We start from the raw sequence: 17,352 nt of genomic DNA, 5'->3' as shown, positions 1-17,352 counted from the left end.
TTATGAGTAAAATTTCGCTTGACCAATACAAGGTCCAAATAGAATACCCGGTACAATGGGGAGATATGGATGCTGCACGGCACGTTAATAATCTGGTGTATCTGCGTTGGGCTGAATCTTCGCGGCTGGCGTATTTTGAACGCATGGGCATCAGCAACAACTTCAGCGAGGGCGTAGACCCCATACTGGGCTGGCAAGATTGTAAATACATTTTCCCTATGGTATATCCGGATACCGCCGTGATCGGGGTAAGGGTGATTGAAATCAAGGAGGACCGCTTTCTGATAGAATCGGCTATTTTTTCCAAAGTCCATCAGCGGATCGCGGCCATCTCCCGACAGTCGATTGTGCCCTACGATTATGCTGCTTTGCGCAAAGCGGCTTTGCCAGAAGAGTGGGTAGCAAAAATCAAAGAAATTGACGCTTTCTAGCTTAAATAACGGGCCATTTTTTAAAAGAAGCTCTTCCGTTTAGTGACAATTCTCATCTATTGGTACTGATCCTAATCAGTACATATTTTCCTGTTTTTATTGATACTTAGTAGTGCGAGAGTGAGGTATCCCAACAACAAAGTGGTTTGGGCATTGCCCAAACACTTCAGTCGGTATAACTCTCCACATTGTTCATTTAATCTTACGCTAATGGAAAATGCAATCATCGAAAGAATCAAAAACGAAGCACGTAACCTTCAGGCTTTATCGGATGAGTTGCGAGTGCAAATGGCATTAGGCAAAGCTGAAGCGAGGGATTTGATCGAACGGGAACGCAAAGCGCTATCCGCTTACATCAACAAGGAAAGGGCCGCTTTGAAAGCATCAGCTGCTTTTAGTGCAGATGATCGCCGCGATTTCTTGACGTGCATCGAAGATCTGGAATCAAGCTTATTTACCGAGGTGCCCACCAAGGTGAAGGCTTATGATGCTTACAAGAAGGATATCCTTCAGAAAATTTACAAACTTGAAGAAGCCGTAAGGGTAAGCTACCCGGATATGAGCAAACAGATGCAGGAAATACTTGATGCTTTCAAAGCCAAAATGGATGCTTTTCGCGTCAATTTGGCACTGCATGACAAGGATGACCCTGCCCGCGTTGAGGGTATCCGGCGTGAGTTTACCGAGAAGCTGATCGAAGTTCGTCAGCTGCTTGATCGCCGCGAAACCGAACAGACGAAGTTGGATCATTTTGTGGAAGATATTTCCGAATCTTTCAGCTACCTGAAACGAGCGATTTCTAATTTGTCCAATTAAGAAAGCGCACAAAACAAACGAAGCAGATGAAGGCCAGTGCCTTAAATATCGCCACCACTTCTACTTTGATGAGGTACGAGAAGGTTTTTGGAACCTTTATAAAATACGGTTTTGAAGACCTTCTCGCTCATCCGCCACTCAACCGACTGGTGCCACAGACCAACCGGTTTGTGCCCAGTCGAGCGGGGCGCAAGGTGAGTGAATTTACGCGCTATGAGCGTATCCGTCTGGTGTGTGAAGAATTGGGGACGACCTTCATCAAGTTTGCTCAAATTGCGAGCAATCGCCCGGATTTGCTGCCGGATGAGTTGATTACGGAGTTGGCTAAGTTACAGGATCAGGTGCCGCCTGTAGCGATAGAAGAAATTTATGCTACCATGGCGCAGGAGTTTTCCCGCCCCTGGCAGGAGATGGTCGAGTATTTTGATCCCCAACCCTTGGCTTCTGCCTCTATGGCGCAGGTTCATCGTGCGCGTTTGGTAGGGGGGAGGGAGGTTGTTTTGAAAGTTCAGCGGCCCGGCATCCGCGAAGTGATTGCAGCGGATATTGCTATTCTCAATCAGTTGGTAGGGATACTTGAAAGCTATTTTCCGGCATTGTTGGTGTATCAACCTGGCGAGCTGGTGAAAATGTTTGAACAAAGCATTACCGAAGAATTGAGTTTTCGCCGTGAGGCCGCTAATTTGCTGCATTTTCAACAGATGTTTCGGGAAAACAACCAGGTGTTGATTCCGGCTATTTACCAGGAATTGTCTACGGATAAGATTCTCTGTATGGAGTATGTGCCCGGTTATAAAATCACCGACCTCGATCAGTTGTCTCCGTTTAATATCACCGGAAAGGAATTGGCCCTACGTGGTATTGGACTATATTTTGAGCAGGTGTTTGAACACGGGTTCTTCCATGCCGACCCTCACCCCGGCAACATCTTCGTGCTAGAGGATGGCCGGATTGCCTTCCTTGATTATGGTATGGTGGGCACGGTGAGTGAGCGCGACAAATTGTTGTTCGCCCAGTTGCTGCTCGCCATTTATGACCAGGACGTGCAGGGATTGAAAAAGGCGATCCTCAAATTCTCTACGGGCCTGACCAAAGACAAAGAGCGTGAGCTGGAATACGACATCATTTATGTCCTCCGCCAGTACGCCAGCATTGCTTTGGAGGATATTGATGGAATGGAGGTAATGCAGGGGCTCAACGCCTTGTTTTATGATTATAAAATCAAGCTTCCGGCCAATTTGCTTTTATTACTGAAAGCCCTGGTCATCATGGAAGGCGTCGGCTTACAGTTGGATCCCCACTACGACATTATCGCCAATATCGGTCCTTATGTTCAGCGTTTGTTGTCGAAGCGTTTTAGTCCGCTGCGGTTGCGGCGCGAGTTGCTAAGATCGGCCGAAGATACGACCAACCTTTTGCGCGAACTGCCGGAAGATATTCGTGAAATTCTTCGCAAAGTAAAAGAAGGCAAACTCCACATTGAATTTGAACATAAAGGCCTGCAACCTACGGCCGACAAAGTGAGTGAGAGTATCAAACTCCTTTCTTATACGCTGCTGGTGGTAGCGATTATTATTGCTGCTTCCTTGATAGTGGTGGCCAAAATCCCCCCACTTATTGATGGTGTCGCCCTGTGGGGGATCGTCGGTTTTGGGCTGGCGGCTTTGCTGGCACTGAGAACGATATTTTCCTTGCGAACAAGGAAATAACCTTTTAAAACCAAGAAAATGAAAAATAATCTGCTGCGTCAATTACTGGCATTATTACTACTTGTGGGTTGTTCGTCATTTTTGCTTCAAGGGCAAACCAATCAGGATTTTTTTGCTCAATTGCAGGAAGAGGAACAAGTGGCCATAGAAGCACTGGTACTCTATCCTCCCGCTACTCGTGCCAGCATTCTGGAAGCTGTTCTTTACCCTGAGGTACTCGTGAAATTGCAACGCATTCAGGAAAAAACCAGTACCTCTTTTCAGGACTTGATGAACGAATATCCTCGTGAAGTGCAGGAGCTTATCTGGGATTTATCCCGCTATCCCGGCTTAATCCACCAATTGGCGAGCCTTAGGAATGCGAACGATCGCACTGTTCGTGAAGCACTGCCCGCTTATTCCGAAGCCATTCAGGAAAAGGCCATTCAGGCCTTACGTAATTATTCGGCGTTAATTACCGACGCTGATCAGTTGCAAGCCGCTGCCACAAGTGCTTTCCAACAGGTATTAGCGGCTTACCCCGGTACCGTCCAGGATCAAATGCAAACCCTGCTGGCCCTGCCCGAAGTATTGGATTTGCTGACGGAGAATATCAGCCTTACCCTTCTCGTAGGAGAACAGTACCGTAGTGATCCCGATTGGCTGATTGCACAAATGGATAGCCTCAGTTTAGTGGTTGCCCGAAAAAATGCCCAGGAGTTGGAAGACTGGAAACAAGAACTAGAAGCGAATCCGGAGCTAGCGGAGCAACTGGAAGTAGCCGCTGCTGCTTATGCCGATGAGTATGCCTATGATGACCTGTATTATGAGGATGGGGATGATGTGTACTACCAGGAAGAAACACCGGAGCGGGTAGATGTTCATTATTATTACCATTACCCCTATTGGTTGGGTTACCCAAGCTGGTACGATTATCCTTGCTGGCGACCTTATCCCTTGTGGTATGACTGGGGTTTTCCTTCCTGGAACATGCAGGTCATAGTGGTACTGCGCCTTCCTTCCTATCATTTTACCTACTGGTATTTTAATCGCCCCGAACACCATATCTGGTGGCCAGGCTTGTCCAGTCATTTTGTCAACCATTATTACCATCACACCAATTACCACAGTGGTATAGTGACGGGCGTACACGTGTGGCGGGAAAACCGGCGGAACGTCATTTCCGATGAATGGATACAACATACCACGCGCAATCCCAGTAATTTCAAGGAATACGGTGAATTCGAGTATGATCTCCAGCGGTACAACCAACGCAATCCTGGCAAGGAATTAACGGCCGACAAGTACCTGGATCGCAATACCCGTTCTTACGAGACTTTGCGAGCGACTGCTCCACCACGGGCAGCTACCAGTAATGAGCAGGATAGGCCTGCACCAACGACTCAGCGCCCGGGCAATGTTGCCCCGAAAACGAACCCTTCGAGCGCAGATCGCCCCTTGCCTCCAGCTGCCGCCAGGCCCTCCCGCCAAGCCGAAGAATACCATCGGAATACCTGGGAACAGCCTCAAAAAGAAGCACCTCGGCCAAGTCAACCGCCGGCCGAACGCATTGAAAGACGCCCCAGTCCGACCCCTTCTGCTCCACGTACGAGCCAACCAGCGCCTACCCGGCCGACCAAACAAGCGCCAGCTCCGGTTCGTAAACCTACAACTACGGATAAACCTAGAAAATCTGGAGGTGGCGGATAATTTTTCACTAGCGTTTGTTCGGGAATTTTTTAGAATTTCGAACAAACGCTAAGTTTAATATTGTTGTAAAAAGATAATCCACATCATCAATGGCAGCTTTCATCGATTATTACCAAATTTTGGGAATAGGTAAAGATGCTGACGAAAAAGCGATAAAAAAGGCTTACCGCAAACTCGCCCGCAAATACCATCCCGACCTCAACCCTGGCGACCAGGAAGCGGAGAAGAAATTTAAGGAAGTCAACGAGGCCAACGAGGTCCTCGGTAACCCGGAGAACCGCAAAAAGTACGATAAGTACGGCAAAGACTGGGAGCACGCAGATGAAATTGAAAAGCAACGGAGAGCACAGCAACAGTACCAATCGGCGGGCCGCAGCCGTGGCAATAATAGGGGAGGAGGAGATGCTGATTTTTCTGATTTCTTTGAATCCATGTTTGGAGGGCAATCTTCGGCCGGTGGTGGCGATCCTTTCGGTCGGCGCAGCCCTCGCTTTCGCGGGCAAGACTTTCACGCTAGTCTGAGCTTGAAGCTTTCGGACGTTTACCAAACCCAAAAGCAAACGGTGGTGGTCAACGGCAAAAATCTGCGCTTCACCATCCCGGCAGGCATCAAAGACCAACAGGAAATCAAAATCAAAGGCCAGGGTGGTCAGGGCGTGAACGGTGGCCCCGCTGGAGATTTGTACATCCGCTTTGATATCGTCAACGATACCCCGTTCCACCGGGAAGGAGATGACTTGTATTTGGAGGTACCGCTCGATCTGTACACGGCTCTTCTGGGTGGCGAAATAACCGTCGAAACCATGGATGGCAAAGTTCGCCTAAAGGTAAAGCCCGAAACCGACAATGGTGCCAAAGTGAAGCTAAAGGGCAAGGGTTTTCCCGTTTATAAAAAAGAGGGCACCTTCGGCGATCTCTACCTTACTTACCAAGTCGTGCTTCCTAAGAACCTCACCGAAGAGGAAAAAGCATTATTCCGCCAACTTGCTAAAAAGAACAGTTAATGGACCACACGAAATACCTCAGCATCCAGCAAATTTGCCATTCTTACCAAGTAAGTCCTTCCTTATTGGTAGCAATGGAGGAATACGAACTCATCGAAATCGAATACCCCAACGAAGAAGAAGGCTATCTCGGCATTGATGAGCTTTCTAAACTAGAGCGCCTCCTCCGCCTCAACCAGGATTTGGATATCAATGTAGCCGGCCTCTGCGTCGTACACGAACTCCTGGAAGAACGCAAAACACTGCGCGAAGAGCTGAAACGTTTGCGGCGGCAGATGGAGCGGTTGTCGGGGTTTTAGGGGAGTTTCTTTTACAATAAAAGCCTCAGTGTGTAGCTGAAGGCATTTCGTATTGACCTCGGTAGAGGTCATCTATTGGTAGAACAGTGTCTGTAAATGCTATTACGACCTCGGATGAGGTCGAATATCAGTTTAGATTGGATGATCGGGTAGGAAAAAATCAAAAATTTCCTTTTTTCCCATATCTACTTCAAAATCTGCAAGTAGCTTTCTAAACTCTTCTTCAAAAGACCGATTTTTGTGATGTTCTTTTTGATTCAAAACATATTTACAAACTGCATCTCTATGGCTTCTGCTATAGGAAAACGCTCCGAAGCCCGCTTGCCATTCAAATTTATACGGAGAAAAACACTCAGACTTAATGAAATTGTTGGAGCTCTTTTTTATTTCTCGTACTAAATCTGACAATTTTTCAGATGGTTTTAGCCCCATGAAAATATGAATATGATCTGGCATTCCGCCTATAGCTAACATTTTGTTACCTCTGTTTTGTACAATTGCGCTAATATACCGCTGTAGATCATCTTCCCATTCGGGCGAAATGAGTGATTGCCTATTTTTTACAGCAAATATAGTTTGTATATAAATTTGGTGGAATACGTCAGCCATATTGAGAGCGTCTATTTAATTTGGATAAAACTACGATAATCAATCCTATGATCAAAATAGGAGGGCTATGCATGATATTGTGCGACCTCGCCCGAGGTCGTTTCTTTGTTTGTCTTTATTCTACCAATATTTCACCTCTCCGAGGTGTTTTCTCATAGATACAGAATTATCTTTATACCAAGGCTATTTGATGATTTGGAAATAGGTAGAACAATCCTAATGAGTGCAATAACGACCTCTGATGAAGTCGAATACCGAAAGCAAAGAATATGGATTTCAAAAATCGGCTAGAAGACTTGAGGAAAGATTTGCTGGAGGCTACCTATCTTCCAAAGGGACTCATGCTCCAACGAATTTCAACTTCGCTTAAGAAAAAATCAGAACTTCTTGAGATACAATTACCTGTCTTGTGGCTGGAGGCCATGGATACGGATGATTTTGAGGAAATTCCAACGACAAAGTACGGTGTAGGCCTAGTAAGGTCATTGTTAAAATCCCTTGAACCAACTCGGAAAAACTTTCAGCGCATTGTTCCTAGCATCCTTGAACTGCTGTTTACTTTCTTGGTGGAAGATGATTTATGTAATCGGCAGGGGCAGTTTCACTATTACTACGACCAGCAATCAAGACAAGTATTTGCTGAAAGTGAAATGGGAAGAGTCAGGCCATCAACAGTTAATATTGAAAGAGGGAAGGTAAGGCCCGCATATATTTCTGAGTTAATCCAGGAAAAAGTACTAGCAAGTACCGAAGATGAAAGATTACTTTGAGTATATCCAAAAAAAAGTCCGTAAAAATCCGTCAAATCCCTGCCTGCTCGGCCTGCCTGCTGCAGGCAGGCTGTGCCTCACGGGCAGGCAGGCGTGTTCTATCCTGTTTACTAAGTTTAACCTAATCAGGGAATAAAATCTCCCAGTTCCACCGTTCCTCGTACCTTTGCAAAAATCCGTTACCACTACCATATGTCATTTTCTCCGCTAGGTTTACCCGCTTATTTACTGGCCGCGCTCGAAAGGCAAAATTTCACCAAAGCCTATCCCATCCAGGAGATGGCCATTCCCGCTGTTCTGGAGGGTAAAGACCTCCTGGGCATTGCCCAAACAGGTTCAGGAAAAACCGCCAGTTACGTGCTCCCTATTTTGGCCAATCTGGAAAAGTCGACCACCCACGTGGCCAGGCAGGCGGAAGTGTTGGTGCTGGTACCTACCCGCGAACTGGCCATTCAGGTGGAAGGGGTGTTTAAGTTATACGGAGCGGCTTTACCCTTTCGGTTTAAATCGCTGGCCGTTTTCGGCGGAGCTTCCATCAATGTACAAATGCAGGAGCTGCCCAAAGTCAATGTGTTGGTCGCTACCCCAGGGCGATTGCTTGATCTGATAAGTGTGAACGCCGTTCAGCTCTCTGCTGTAAAAATCCTGGTGCTCGACGAAGCGGACAAGATGCTCAACCTCGGTTTCAAGGATGAAATGGACAAAATCTTGACCTTTTTACCCAAAAAAAGGCAAAATCTCCTGTTTTCGGCCACCTTGAGCCCCAACGTGGAAAACGTGAGGAATGTCCTCCTACAAGACCCCTTGGTGATCAACATCGCCCCGGAAGAAAAGACCGTCGACCTCATCAACCAATCGGCCTATACCGTCACACTGGAACAAAAAGGCCCGCTGCTGCGGCATTTGATCAAGGCGAAGAAGATGAGGCAGGTGCTCGTCTTTACCTCGTCGGTTTATCAAGCCGATCAGGTGGCTTCCAAATTGAGTAAAAACCGGTTTGCGTCCGCTGCCATCCACAGCAAAAAAAGCCAGGGAGCCAGAACGCAAGCTTTAAATGATTTCAAGACCGGCAAAGTGAGGGTGCTCGTCGCCACGGATTTGCTCGCCAGAGGTATTGATATCGAGTTTCTCCCTTTCGTGATCAACTACGAATTGCCCCGCTCCCCCAAAGATTTCGTCCACCGCATCGGCCGAACCGGACGGGCCGAAAATCCCGGCGAAGCCATCTCCTTCGTCACCGAGGAGGATCAGCACCACTTCAAAGTCATCCAAAAGAAAATGAAAAAATGGGTGGATATTGTGGATAATGAAGAGGTCACTAGATTGCTGGAAGGGAAGAATAAGGCCTAGCACAATTCTATGGTTTTAGACACTAGAAGGCTACGCCTTGTGTGCTGAAAGGATACTTTGTTGGTCTGGAGCGAAGCTATATTGTCAAATAGCGTATAGGATAGAAAGACTACAATTTGCCTTGATTTTTCTTGGGTTTCGCGTGGCTTTAGCCCGCAATGGATGATCACTCCTGTCAAAGAGCAGACTAAGGTTATGCGGAACCTGATACGCAAAACGAAACTTTTAAGGCGAAGAAATCTTTTGGAATCGCGCGAAAAATCTACTGGTTATGGACCAAAAATATCTCAAATAATGAAGCATGAATTAAATACTCAAATATTTTATCTAAATAGAATTTTTGAGATATTATCAGACGGGTATATGCTCTCCGTAATATCACTTCATAAGACAGAAAGTCAGGGAAATCCTAACTTTCCATTTACACAAATTGACAATAAGTACAAACGAAATCTGCAACAGAGCGAATTTGAAATTATATTAGACCACTTATTTGATGAATTATACAAGCACAGTAAACAATTTACTTCAGCACCGAAAATTTTTAGTCAGAGTTGGAATAATGAATTCGTTTTGAAATCAATTATCGAAACAAAAAAGAATATCGTAGAGCATGCAATAAAAGACCAAAAAACAATTAGAACTAGTAACGATATAACGAAAGATCATTTTCAAGTCATCGAGTTTGTACATAAAGCTGAGGAAATGAAAGAAGTTCTCTTTTTTCAAACGTGGTTTCATTAGTAGAGGGTGGTTGTGTTTTGTTGATAGTCAATTAGAAATAATAACATCTTTGGATTCGATAACACTACGTGTGAGACATACTGTTTCTTGCGACCCTGTCCAGCAAACCTTGGCCAGACGACCTCCTCCGAGTACGTCCAACGTTCATTTTGTTTGAGCTACCAATACATGACGCTCTCCGCGGCCATAACCAGGAAGTTTGATAGGATACCCCTGCACGAAATCTATGCGTCGGCAGAACAAGTCTAATAAAAAAAGCTTTATCGATTTTTTTCGATGAGGTGACTGTTTTCTTAGTTACCCACACCAAAAGACTGGTCTTTATAAAAAATGGACAGCGGAGGTTCCCAGCAAGTTGGGTAAGTTCCTGTGTGGTCGTTAGGCCGTTGAGCTAGCACCCCTGTACGCCGGATTAAAAGTCGGAAGTGAGAATTCGGAAGTATTTTTCTCAATCCGCACCCCACACCCTGCACCTTAAATTTCCTTATAATCCCTGATATGGTTCAAAAAACCTTCCCTTAAGTGCTTCATGTGGTTCAAAAGAATCTAGAAAAAACATCCCCCAAAAAGTAACGCCCGTTCATCCCAAGGTATAAAGCGGTATCAATTGCGATCATTCACTTTATCACCTAAAACCATTAACAAGATGAACACCTCAAAACATCTGACCCTATTTTGTCTATTAAGCTTCTTTGTATTTATTACCCTGGGTAGCCTTGCTGCTCAAATTGAAAGCACCGGTTCTTCTAAACCTGCTCCCGAGGATTGCCCCGGCCCTTGCCCTTGTGTGGGGAATTTCGTGGAAATGCAAGTTTATTACTTTGGCGACGACAACGTGACCATCGAAGTGTACCGCAACAACGGCCTCACCACCCTTATTCAGACGTTTAATAATGTAACTTCTGGTCAACTACTGACCATCGATGGCTCAACCACCGTCAACGGCACTTTGGGCAACACCACTTATTTTGTGATCACCAACGGAGACAACAGTTGCGTAGAGTCGATCTACACGCGCTGCCCGAGCAATGTCTGGCCAGGCGCTACCGATGACCTTGATGTTGTCGGCAAAACCTATGGTGACTTCACCGTTTTCTCCCGCACCGACCTTGGCAACAACTTTGTATGTGACCTCTCCAATGCCGCCCAGGATTGGCACGTAGGCGGCAACGTCGTCAGTGCTGCGAAAAACACGCTCGGCACCCGCAACAATGAAAGCGTCGTTTTTATCACCAATGACGAAGACCGCGGAACCATCACCAATACCGGCGATTTTGGGATCAATACCCTGGCACCTACCGCTCGCCTTGACGTCCGCGGGGATGCCATCATCGACGAAACCCTGGATGTAAATGGCGTAACCACCATCCACGACGGCACCAGTTCTACTAACCCTGTTTCTGGCGCTTTGATCGTTGCCGGTGGTGCCGGCATTGGCGAAAACCTCCATGTAGTGGACGATACCCAAACGGGGCGTGACCTTGGCGTAGGCCGCGATGCTGCAGTGGGCCGAAATCTAACGGTTACAGATAATGCCACTGTTGGCAATAACGCTGCCGTTGGAGCCGACCTCAGCGTTGGTAACGATGCCCAAATAGGTAATGACCTCAATGTAGCACGCGACGCTCATATGGGACGGGACTTTACCACTGCACGCCATGCTACCGTCGGTGAAAACCTTTCCGTAGGCGGTGATGCCGGAATCAGCCAAAACCTCGAAGTGAATGGCCAGACGACCATCAATGGTTTTACGCGCGTCAACAACAATGCCCGTATCACCAATGACCTCGACTTGGATGGCGAGCTCCTCATGGGGGCAGGAAACAACAAGCGCTTGGCAGACCTTGGTGGCGATTTACTCATCGAAAACCAAAGTGGGAACGTGGTCATCGAAGCCGATAATGAAGAGATGATCCTCGTTACGAGCTCGCAGGTTGAAGTTAGAAAACGCCTCGTCGTGACGGGCGGCGCGGATTTAGCCGAACGCTTTAATGTAAATACCTCAGATGCAGATGCCTCTACCATTCTGCCCGGTATGGTGCTGTCTATCGACCGTACCCAGGCTGGCGAGCTGACGCTTAGCAATCGTGCGCACGATCGTGCCGTAGCAGGTATTGTTAGCGGGGCAGGCAATGTAGAGACCGCCATGGTCTTTGGCCAAACGGGTACGCTTGCCGACGGCGATGTAGCCGTAGCCATCACTGGCCGCGTATACGCTTATGTAGATGCCAGCTACGGTGCCATTGAGCCCGGTGATTTATTGACGACTTCCCCGACCACCGGCCACGCCATGAAAGTGACCGACTACACCCAGGCCCAAGGCGCCATCATTGGCAAAGCCATGACCAGCCTCGACGCAGGAAAAGGATTGGTGTTGGTACTCATTAGCTTACAATAGGCGAAAAAGGTACTTAGTACCAAGTACCTATTCTCCAACCTAAAATCCTTTGATTATGAAAAACTTATGGCTCGTCCTGGCCTGCTTGTGTGCGAGTTGCACCCTGGGTTTCGGACAAGATTTAATTACCAATACCCTTGCGGGCAAGCGCTACCCCAAGGTCGAACAGAACCTCAAACCTACGGTTCAGTTGATACAAGAGCGCAAAGCACTGGAAGGTGAACTGACTGAAGTAGAACTGTTTCGACTGGCGAACAATCGTAGCAGTGCTCAACAACTTCAAGATTGGGTCCTCGATCCCATTCTGCTGGAGCTTGATGCCCAAGACCTGATGAATACCCTCCGGGAAGCACCGCGAGATATCAGCTTCGCCGTACCGGTAGGTGCCGGGAAGGACATCATCCTGGAATTGACCCAGATTGAAGTAGTTACTGAAAACTTTAAGGTACATACGGCCTCTGGCAAGGAAACGATCACGGGCCCAACGGGCTTGTTTTACACGGGCATCGTAAAGGATGATCTCAATTCCATCGCTACGCTGAGCCTTTTTGGTGACCAATTGCGGATGCTCATCGGCGATCGTGCCAGTACCTATGTGCTGGGCAAAATGCAGGATGATTCGGGGCAGTATGTCCTTTTTGATGAAAGAAAGTTGCTTCGAGAAGAAGCCGACTGGAATTGTCATACCGTGGATACGCCCTTACCACCAGCGACGGAAAAACCCAAATCTTCGGATACCAAGATGATGGCCGGCGGCGGTTGTGTGAAGGTGTACGTAGAAACAGAATTTCAAGTATACACCGACCACAGCAACAGCCTCTTGGCAGTGACCAACTACATTCTGGGCGTCATGGCCGAATCCATTATCGCTTACCGCAATATTGAGGTGAATATGGAGGTGTCTGAAATCTTCGTCTGGGACATAGCCGACCCCTATAGTGATGAGGATGATGAAGATGAAACTGGTGCCGTATTGGATGAATTTATTGCCACGCGACCCGTCTTCAATGGCGACCTGGCTCATCTGATTACTACCCGTGGTATCGGTGGCGGATTGGCCGATGGGATTGGCAGTATCTGTAGTGCTGGTGCGCCAGGGCCTCACTGTGTGAGCGGTAGCTTGGGCGCGTCGTTTGATGTGAGCAGTTTGCCGTCTACGTCCAGCACTTTTGTCAGGGTGGCGCATGAGATGGGGCATCTACTGGGAGCACGGCACACACAAGCTTGTGTGTGGGGCCCCGGCAACAACCAGCAGATTGATGACTGTGGCAACAGTTGGGTGCTCACCAATGGCATTGACGAGGATGGCGATTGCCCCGGCGATACCAATCTGGATGGTTGTGAGTGTTGTGCGGGCGACTTCAATGTTGATGAAACCGACGAGGCAAGCGCTGCCGAAGGTGGTGCCTGTTTTGATCCCTTGAATCCGGTAGCGCCCAACACCCCCAATGGCCGCGGAACGATCATGAGCTATTGCCATACCCAGGCCATTGGTCGGGATATCCTGAACGGCTTCCATGTGGAAGTAGCAGCGGTGATCAACAGCTTGTTTCTCACTGCCGCCTGCCTCACCGATGAGGATTGTGGCTGCGAAGAGTTTACGGATCGCACCGTCAACGGAGCACCGATTCCTGATGGGATTTACTATGCCAACAGCAGCATCACCTCTTCCGGGGTGGCCACTGGGGCAGCACCGCAAGTTGTCGTCTTTCAAGCGGGCAACCAAATCATCCTGGAACCGGGCTTTATCGCAACGGAGCTTTTTATCGCCCAAATACTGGATGATCTCTGTACCGATCCCGCTGCCATGAGCATGATCGTTTACGACCAGGACAATGCCCAAGGAACGCGGATTGCAAACAGTGCTACCAGCCCCCAAGGCAACGAACTTACGGCCTACCCGAACCCCACGCAAGACATTCTCTACCTGAATCTGACCACTGAAAAAGAGATAACCTCAGCAGGCCTGCGCATCATCAATCAATTGGGCCAGACGGTTTATACCTTGCCTCAAAATCAAAAACTCGAAAAAGGCCAATTGAACACGGAAGTCAATGTGTCCTCCTGGCCGGCAGGGATGTACTACGTCGTACTGCAAACGGATAGTGAGACGATTGTGCGGCCCGTGATGAAGGAGTAACTTAATAGTACTAGGTACTTTGTACTTGGGGCAAAGATTTACCTGCGATTCTCAATGTTTATATGAGGATTAATCATCACGGAGAATGAGGAATGTCCAAGGGGCTAGGGTGCAAGTCCTAGCCCCTTTCAATTAAGTATTGTATCAATACCAGGTAAAGCCAATACCTACCGAGAAGGCAGCCCCGTCGCGATATTCATCTCCCTCGAGGAATACCCTGCCCAAGTGTATTTTGCTTTGTAGGTCAATTGTGAAGTTGTCGGTTTGGCGGAGTTCATAGCCAGTGCTCAAGGAGACGGCACAGCCAACGTTGAAGGTTTCGTCTTTAAATTTTTTTACTTCATACAACGCTGGCGCATCAATAGCAAGACCTATGCCACCACTTACCCACCACCGATTGTCTACCCAGTATTGAATAGCGGGTACCAGGCCTTCGAAGCTGCGATCTTTGCCGTCATATTCGTAGATCATTCCGGGAAAGGTGGCTAACAAGGCTACTCGATCGGAAAGCATCATCCCTAATTTTAGGTTGGGAAGGCTCAATCCCCCACTGGCTTTGTCAAAAGAATTTTCACTGTTACTGTCAGAAATACTGATGACGCCACCACCAATACCCACGCCGAAAACAAAGCCTTTGCGCTCTACGGTTCCTCCGTTTTGAGCAAAAAGATTCAAGGCGCTCACTAGGAGTGCGAATAGCAATACGTTTTTCATTGTTGTTGAATTTTGGAGCAATTACCGTTTCTATTTAGGGAAATTGCCGAAGGTTTTTAAAGTTGTATTTTGATAAAATGGGTGATACGTTCATACCTATCAACTGAGGATGTGAGACTGGTCTGATCGAGTAATAATGTTGCTACTAGCGATGAGAAGATAGTTTTGGCTTGTGCCAATAGTTTTCTTCCGGCAAAAGAAGGTGGCCCTATTGTAGCAATCATGTATAAGGGTGTAGAAATACACTGGGCCTCTTCCAAGGTAATCACGGGGTAATTTTCTCCGGCAATGATGCCTTCAGGATCTATTAAGAATGCACTCGTGATCCGACTTTTCAAAAAATGCAACGATTTCCAGGCGATAAATCCTCCTTTGTTCAGACCTACCAAGGTGCCGCCCGTAATATTTAATCGGGTAATTACTTCAAACATCCACTGTCCATATGATGTGTCCGTTTTTCTAAGCACAAATTGGGCGCTCGTATGGTTACTTATTATGTCAATTGCGTAGACACGAAAATTTTGCAATAGATTTTTGAAGGCTGTAACTACCAAAGCAGCATTACTTTGTTCCTGATGTAAGAGTACCAAGGGTGGTTTGTCTTTGGGGCCGATCAATACGATATGCGTATCGCCAAAACTGGTTTCTATATTCATCAGTTGGTAGGGAATGAGCAGTTGGTCTAGTAGATGGTAGTACTTGTCTTCCAACGGCCCATGGTCTTTTCTGTTTTGTTTGGGAAACTTCATGCTGTTGTTTTTATCCCTTTTATTAATAACCAAACGCAGAAGGAGAATTCCCCGATGACAGTAGGTAGCGTGACCAGCGAAGAAGTGGCTGCACTGTAATTTGACTGCAGGAAAAACAGGAAGAAATCCACTACGAAACTACCTCCAGCTAGTAGCAGTAGAATACCAATGAACTTGGGAAAGTAGCCCGATTGACAGACCAGATAACCAAGCGGAAATAACCAGATTCCAAAGAATACCTGTGCTATTCTATAGCCATATTTATGGAGGTCGAGAAACAATGCTACTAAGCCTGTGATTTGTTCACTATTAAAAGCACTGAGATAAGCCCCTTCGTTGAGTAGCAAAATGACCGCAAAATGATGGAGCATATTCAAACTCATAATCGCCACTCCAATGGCAACACTCAGCAGCATCGATAATGCATATCGCTGGTTTACTGGCTGAAACAAGCGATACAAGGTCAGCGCCAAATAGAAAAAAGCAACTTGCATGACTAGATCACTGAGAAAAGCCAGCCTAAACGATAACTGATGATTAAGAATATTACTCACCGTTGCTTGGGAATGGCCCGGGACAACCAGTTCAGCGCGTACATGCAATTCCGCAAAGGTGCCAAAGAGAATCACAACTAAATACAGCAGTCCTGCACTTCTTGCAATATTTTTCTTGTTATTCATAATGATTTAATTCGCGTCAGAAAATTCGCTGATAGCTGTTAAAATAGCTGTCGCAAGATGGATGTAAGCTTCCTCGTGTTCGTCTGTAGAGGCATCCATATTGACCAGAAGTATAGCCCCAGTCGTTCCCGCTTCGTCAAACCGAAGATCGCAAGTCGTGCCTGGGTCGCTACCATCGTGGCTGATCATTCCGTCTTCAAAAAACCAGAATACTCCCTGCTGATCACCAGCATAAGCCGGTAAGACTCCATCGGGCAGTAAGGTCGAAAATAGTACTTCATATGACGCTGGCGAGAACAAGGTAGTGGAATGCCCACGCACGCCCTTCATCATATCTAGCAGGTATTTTGCAAGGTCTTCGCTGCAGGTTTGCACACCACCATCGGGATAGGAATCATTGGTATATTTGGGGAAAGATGTCTGTTGATCCCAGTAGAGTTGAGCAACGTGAGCAGGATTCAAATCTTCCAAATCATAAGCTGTAGCATACATACCCAGTGGCTGGAAGATGTTTTCCTCGACATAGTCCTTGAAATCTTCTCCCGTTGCTACTTCTACCAAATATGCGGCCAGGGAGGAGGCTATGTTCGAGTACTGCCAGCTACTGCCAGGAGCCGTATCGGCAAAATTTTCCAAACTGTAGCCAGCACCCTGTGGTTGGTAGTAGTCTGCCAGAAAATCACCTAGAGCAATGGTCTGCCTTTGTTCTGCTCCAACATCCATAAGTATTTGTGCACCCGTACTAGTAAGCTCCTCGCCAGGCAGGATATGGTAAGCGGTGAGGTAGTATTCAAAGTTGTCCAGTAGCCCTGAAGTGTGCGTCACCAGGTGCTTCACCTTGATGGGAGTGTTGGGTTGTTTGGGGTTATTGACATCAAAGGGCAGTACATCATTGATGTTGGTCTCCAAGGTAAAGTAGCCCTGATCTATTGCTTTTACTATCGCTGCGGCAATAAATGTTTTACTAATGGAACCGATAGGGAGTAAAGTCTGATTGGTGAAATCCTTTCCAGCTGCGATGTCTGCTTTCCCGAAGGCTTCCTGGTAGATCAAGGAGTCATTCTTGATGACGGAAACCGCAAACCCAGGGGCTTCAGCATCCTCATAAATAGTATTCAAAACTGCGGTCAGTTCATCTCTCGTCTCAATGCTGGTTGGCGGCAGTTGAATGTCATCATCTTTGTCGCAAGAGACGGTGAAAAGTGTAACCAGTAAGAAAGTGATTAAAAAAAGAAATATGTTTTTCATCT

At 47.1% G+C, this 17,352-nt stretch carries 16 protein-coding genes; 11 read left to right on the top strand and 5 right to left on the bottom strand.

Going from position 1 to position 17,352, the window contains the following annotated elements:
* Nucleotides 1-2: 2 nt before the first annotated feature.
* The 6 genes from AB0L18_RS25245 (at nucleotide 3) to AB0L18_RS25220 (ending at nucleotide 5,948) form a co-directional block, all read left to right on the top strand.
* Nucleotides 3-431 (top strand): acyl-CoA thioesterase, encoded by a 429-nt coding sequence (locus AB0L18_RS25245; RefSeq protein WP_367390098.1) that lies wholly within the window; start codon nucleotides 3-5, stop codon nucleotides 429-431.
* 210 nt (nucleotides 432-641) lie between these two features.
* Nucleotides 642-1,247: a hypothetical protein gene (locus tag AB0L18_RS25240; protein WP_367390097.1), complete on the top strand. Its 606-nt coding sequence runs from the start codon at nucleotides 642-644 to the stop codon at nucleotides 1,245-1,247.
* Between the two features lie 26 nt (nucleotides 1,248-1,273).
* Nucleotides 1,274-2,956, top strand: a complete 1,683-nt coding sequence (locus tag AB0L18_RS25235; protein ID WP_367390096.1) for an ABC1 kinase family protein — start codon at nucleotides 1,274-1,276, stop codon at nucleotides 2,954-2,956.
* A gap of 18 nt (nucleotides 2,957-2,974) precedes the next feature.
* Nucleotides 2,975-4,645 carry a hypothetical protein gene (locus tag AB0L18_RS25230; protein ID WP_367390095.1) on the top strand — a complete coding sequence of 557 codons (1,671 nt, stop codon included), beginning with the start codon at nucleotides 2,975-2,977 and terminating at the stop codon, nucleotides 4,643-4,645.
* An 89-nt stretch (nucleotides 4,646-4,734) separates the two neighbouring features.
* Nucleotides 4,735-5,649: a DnaJ C-terminal domain-containing protein gene (locus AB0L18_RS25225; RefSeq protein ID WP_367390094.1), complete on the top strand. Its 915-nt coding sequence runs from the start codon at nucleotides 4,735-4,737 to the stop codon at nucleotides 5,647-5,649.
* Nucleotides 5,649-5,948: a chaperone modulator CbpM gene (locus tag AB0L18_RS25220; RefSeq protein WP_367390093.1), complete on the top strand. Its 300-nt coding sequence runs from the start codon at nucleotides 5,649-5,651 to the stop codon at nucleotides 5,946-5,948. Before AB0L18_RS25225 ends, AB0L18_RS25220 begins: the two co-directional genes overlap by 1 nt.
* A 132-nt stretch (nucleotides 5,949-6,080) precedes the next feature.
* On the opposite strand, the gene tnpA is transcribed toward AB0L18_RS25220, so the two are convergent.
* A complete protein-coding gene (gene tnpA / locus AB0L18_RS25215) occupies nucleotides 6,081-6,557 on the bottom strand; it encodes an IS200/IS605 family transposase (protein ID WP_367390092.1) in 477 nt (158 codons plus the stop codon).
* A 269-nt stretch (nucleotides 6,558-6,826) separates the two neighbouring features.
* Here tnpA and AB0L18_RS25210 point away from each other — a divergent pair, with 269 nt between their 5' ends.
* The 5 genes from AB0L18_RS25210 to AB0L18_RS25190 all read left to right on the top strand — a co-directional run bounded on the left by AB0L18_RS25210 (nucleotide 6,827) and on the right by AB0L18_RS25190 (nucleotide 13,959).
* Nucleotides 6,827-7,327: a hypothetical protein gene (locus tag AB0L18_RS25210; protein ID WP_367390091.1), complete on the top strand. Its 501-nt coding sequence runs from the start codon at nucleotides 6,827-6,829 to the stop codon at nucleotides 7,325-7,327.
* 192 nt (nucleotides 7,328-7,519) lie between these two features.
* Complete coding sequence (locus tag AB0L18_RS25205; protein ID WP_367390090.1) at nucleotides 7,520-8,677, top strand: DEAD/DEAH box helicase; 1,158 nt, start codon at nucleotides 7,520-7,522, stop codon at nucleotides 8,675-8,677.
* Between the two features lie 162 nt (nucleotides 8,678-8,839).
* On the top strand, nucleotides 8,840-9,421 hold the full coding sequence (locus AB0L18_RS25200) for a hypothetical protein (RefSeq protein ID WP_367390089.1): 582 nt from the start codon (nucleotides 8,840-8,842) through the stop codon (nucleotides 9,419-9,421).
* A gap of 646 nt (nucleotides 9,422-10,067) precedes the next feature.
* Nucleotides 10,068-11,819, top strand: a complete 1,752-nt coding sequence (locus AB0L18_RS25195; RefSeq protein WP_367390088.1) for a hypothetical protein — start codon at nucleotides 10,068-10,070, stop codon at nucleotides 11,817-11,819.
* A 55-nt stretch (nucleotides 11,820-11,874) separates the two neighbouring features.
* Nucleotides 11,875-13,959, top strand: a complete 2,085-nt coding sequence (locus AB0L18_RS25190) for a zinc-dependent metalloprotease (protein ID WP_367390087.1) — start codon at nucleotides 11,875-11,877, stop codon at nucleotides 13,957-13,959.
* Between the two features lie 144 nt (nucleotides 13,960-14,103).
* Here AB0L18_RS25190 and AB0L18_RS25185 read toward each other — a convergent pair whose 3' ends face one another.
* Genes AB0L18_RS25185 through AB0L18_RS25170 form a run of 4 tightly spaced genes read right to left on the bottom strand, consistent with a single transcriptional unit; the run spans nucleotide 14,104 to nucleotide 17,350 of the window.
* Nucleotides 14,104-14,673: a hypothetical protein gene (locus AB0L18_RS25185; RefSeq protein WP_367390086.1), complete on the bottom strand. Its 570-nt coding sequence runs from the start codon at nucleotides 14,671-14,673 to the stop codon at nucleotides 14,104-14,106.
* Between the two features lie 56 nt (nucleotides 14,674-14,729).
* Nucleotides 14,730-15,422: a hypothetical protein gene (locus tag AB0L18_RS25180; protein WP_367390085.1), complete on the bottom strand. Its 693-nt coding sequence runs from the start codon at nucleotides 15,420-15,422 to the stop codon at nucleotides 14,730-14,732.
* Nucleotides 15,419-16,102: a DUF4386 domain-containing protein gene (locus tag AB0L18_RS25175; protein WP_367390084.1), complete on the bottom strand. Its 684-nt coding sequence runs from the start codon at nucleotides 16,100-16,102 to the stop codon at nucleotides 15,419-15,421. The genes AB0L18_RS25180 and AB0L18_RS25175 overlap by 4 nt, the downstream gene beginning before the upstream one ends.
* A gap of 6 nt (nucleotides 16,103-16,108) precedes the next feature.
* Nucleotides 16,109-17,350: a serine hydrolase domain-containing protein gene (locus AB0L18_RS25170; RefSeq protein ID WP_367390083.1), complete on the bottom strand. Its 1,242-nt coding sequence runs from the start codon at nucleotides 17,348-17,350 to the stop codon at nucleotides 16,109-16,111.
* Between the last annotated feature and the right edge of the window lie 2 nt (nucleotides 17,351-17,352).

Source organism: Lewinella sp. LCG006 (assembly GCF_040784935.1).
GTDB lineage: Bacteria > Bacteroidota > Bacteroidia > Chitinophagales > Saprospiraceae > Lewinella.
The sequence above is the reverse complement of the archived record's forward strand: the minus strand, read 5'-3'. Positions and strand labels throughout refer to the sequence as shown.